Annotated in this window: 4 protein-coding genes and 1 pseudogene; all 5 read right to left on the reverse strand. The window is 42.5% G+C overall.

Going from position 1 to position 2,916, the window contains the following annotated elements; genetic code table 11:
• Positions 1–161 precede the first annotated feature (161 nt).
• Positions 162–470 (reverse strand): polysaccharide deacetylase family protein, encoded by a 309-nt coding sequence (locus tag MiAbW_RS18865; protein ID WP_238707356.1) that lies wholly within the window; start codon positions 468–470, stop codon positions 162–164.
• Between the two features lie 133 nt (positions 471–603).
• The gene (locus tag MiAbW_RS20325) at positions 604–888 is read right to left on the reverse strand and encodes a hypothetical protein (protein WP_238707357.1); all 285 of its coding nucleotides are present in this window, start codon (positions 886–888) and stop codon (positions 604–606) included.
• 33 nt (positions 889–921) lie between these two features.
• Positions 922–1,044, reverse strand: coding sequence for a hypothetical protein (locus tag MiAbW_RS20510; protein ID WP_274596542.1), 123 nt, complete (start codon positions 1,042–1,044; stop codon positions 922–924).
• 15 nt (positions 1,045–1,059) lie between these two features.
• Positions 1,060–1,743, reverse strand: a complete 684-nt coding sequence (locus MiAbW_RS18875; RefSeq protein WP_238707358.1) for a hypothetical protein — start codon at positions 1,741–1,743, stop codon at positions 1,060–1,062.
• Positions 1,744–1,900: 157 nt separating this feature from the next.
• Positions 1,901–2,790 (reverse strand): annotated as a pseudogene (locus tag MiAbW_RS18880) (IS630 family transposase); the annotation flags it as partial.
• Between the last annotated feature and the right edge of the window lie 126 nt (positions 2,791–2,916).

Here is a 2,916-nt window from a genome sequence, read left to right on the forward strand (position 1 = left end):
CATGCCAGATGGGGTTTAAGGGCTTGCTTTAAGGCGCTATACTGGTTCCTAGGGTTTTAGAGATTGGTTCTATTTCTCATAAAACCCTACTCTCGCCTACTTTTCCAGCTTTTTGTCCTGTACTGAGGTTTCTATTATACGCTATTTAGATGCTGAACAGCTTATTGGGTGCCGTGATTAGCGATTTCGTGACCTTGGGCGATTAGACGCTCAATCAAGGTGGAGTTCGGTTGCAGGTGTCCTGTGATCAGAAAAAAAGTCGCCTTGACGGGGGTTGCTGGGCTGGCTTTTTCTCGATTATGAGCGGCGATCGCTGCAAAAATGCGATCGGTGGATTTTCCTTCGGGATCATTGGGGGTGGGTGCATCATCGATGGTAAGGGCGATAATTTTCTCTCCTGTGGGTTGATAGAAAATTGCTCCCGGAAAAAGTCGAGCGACGATCGAGATAATTAATTTGGCAATGCTCATTCGGGGAAGTAAGGGAGGAGAAGATCAGTAAAGATTAGCAATTACAAGCCAGTGACTGAAAGATTATTTCTGTAGGAGACATAGCGGTTCTCGTACCTGTGCGGCACACTTAAAGCTTTACTGCTTAAGCTGTTTAAGGTCGAGAATGTACCTTTTGTGAATGGGAAACGCTATATTTCTGCATTTTGTTGAGTTTCTGCCAATAGATAATCATTAAAACCACATAGGCCACAAAACTGAGGATATCAACTACGGGTAAAAATAGGGTAGTTGCCACGATCGCCCAAGCTAATCCCAGACGCTGATTACAACTACCAAACCGGTGTGCATTTTCTCCTAGAGCCGAGCGATAGGATGCTGGTAGCTTGAAAGCTGAGATAATCCAGATAAAAACCGTGTGAACAATCGGGATGAGCATCAACCACATCCATACTGGTGGAAACCGGCGATGTTAGGGGGGGAGAACTACCAGAGCGTTATAGTGAAACCAATCCACCAAGACATTCAGCAAAATAATGATCGCGATGACGCTGATAACGGCGAACGTGGGTAAAGTTACTAGGAACCAGATCATATTTAGTTCCTAATGTCAAGGGTTTGTCATCAATTCTAAAGATTTTTTTAAGGTGCTAGTTAATTCTCGCACCGCTTGTTTTTTGGCCGCCCCTTCCCGTTGATAGGTGCTGTGCCAGCGTGCCGTCACATCGAGGGGTTCTGCTACGGTAATTATCGCCTTTTGCGGTGCAATTGCCGGCCGAGCTTGGCCTTTGCCCGTAATTTCGTGAATCAGGGCATTGATAATCAATAAAGTCTCTGCAAACCTTCTAGCGGTGGGTTTATTTTGTAGATAATGGCCGGTGACGACGACAAAATTCTCCACCCATCTCATGTGCCAGAGATGTTGATGCGCTTCCGACGCGACTAGATCCGCCAAACCTCTTTCCACGTCCGACAGGGTTTGGATGTCCACGTCCCGACGATAGATCCAATCCCAGACCGTATCCTCAATATCGTGGGCGCGTTCGATCAAATTGCGATCGCTATGCGGCTGCATTTGCAGATATCCCTCTAACATTTTTAATACTGCGTCCATCAATGACTGTAAACGCAGGGTTAATCCCTCGATCGGACTCAAATTGGCTAACTTTGCCGCTTGTTCCTCTAACTGAATGGCGGTATGGAAACGCCGATAAAAACTTTCCATTTGTTCTAATAAATATTCAGCAATACGCAATAGTTTCGGGTAGAGTAGGGCCTCTTCCTCTGGGGTCAATTGCTGCTCTGGATTCCATTCCCTCGAGGAGAGAGATTGTTCTAATTGCCGATTGGCCCCATCTCCCGGAGGAAAACCAGATTCGCGCTCGATCGCCCGACAGAGTTGCCAAATCTTCGACCAGGGATTTTCTAAATACTGATAAGCTTTTACGCATTTAAGTTACATTGACAGCATCACCCTTATTTTTAAGTTTTCTACTCCATTTAATAATCAATCCCCCTTCATTTAAAAGCTGATTGACTACTTTTTCCAGTTCTTCTTTATTTTCAAATTCTCGATTAGCTATGTATTCTTTAGCGGAATGCCACACTAATTCTATTAGGTTGTAATCTGGGCTATAAGCTTGTAAAAACTCTAGCCTAATATTCGGCAACTCTTTTTCCACCTGCTCAATAACATCTTTCTTTTTGTGATAACTAGCATTGTCTAATATAATGATAATCTTAGGTTCTTTTTCTCGAAAATCTTCGGGCAGATTTCCCAAGCTTATCCATTCTTGACGAATCTCTTCATGAAGCTTCTTTAATTGTTCATGGAAAGTTTCTGAATTTCCTTTTTTGATCATAAAAAAGACTCGTTTTTTATCATTATGTCCTAAGGCTCCCATCACATTTACTCTTCCTCTTGTTCTTTGCCCGTTCACTTTTTTTCGCTTTCCTTTTTTTGTCCAAGCTCTCCTTCTTATTACTCTCAAACTAAATCCACATTCATGAGGGGCTGTGTGGCGAACCTGCGTCGCCACACAGCCCCGTCCCAAAACCATACCTGGATTGACTCTGGCTTTTCTTTGCCTAACTTTAAATATTCATATAATTTTCCTTTAAATGCTTTTCTTAATTCCTTGTCCTGGTTATCTTCTAGACTATATTTCGCCCAGATATACACATACTTTTTTCTTCTCAATATTCTTCTCACTTGCGAGCCACTCAGTTTAATTCCTGTTTCCTTTTCTAGATGCTCTGCTAATCTTGCCGCTGTCCATCTCCCGAATTCATATCCAAATTCTTTCGGGTCTTCATCAACTATTTTCAATAGTAAATTAATCAGAAATGTTGAATCTCGTAACAAAACTTTACATTTAAGAACATGACAACCCCAGAACGCCATTTTTCAGATTGAATAGACAATTTTCCTAAACCAGTGTACATAGCTGATATGTTGACACATAAA

The sequence above is a fragment of the Microcystis aeruginosa NIES-4325 genome (genome assembly GCF_008974145.1).
GTDB classification, from domain to species: domain Bacteria; phylum Cyanobacteriota; class Cyanobacteriia; order Cyanobacteriales; family Microcystaceae; genus Microcystis; species Microcystis aeruginosa_G.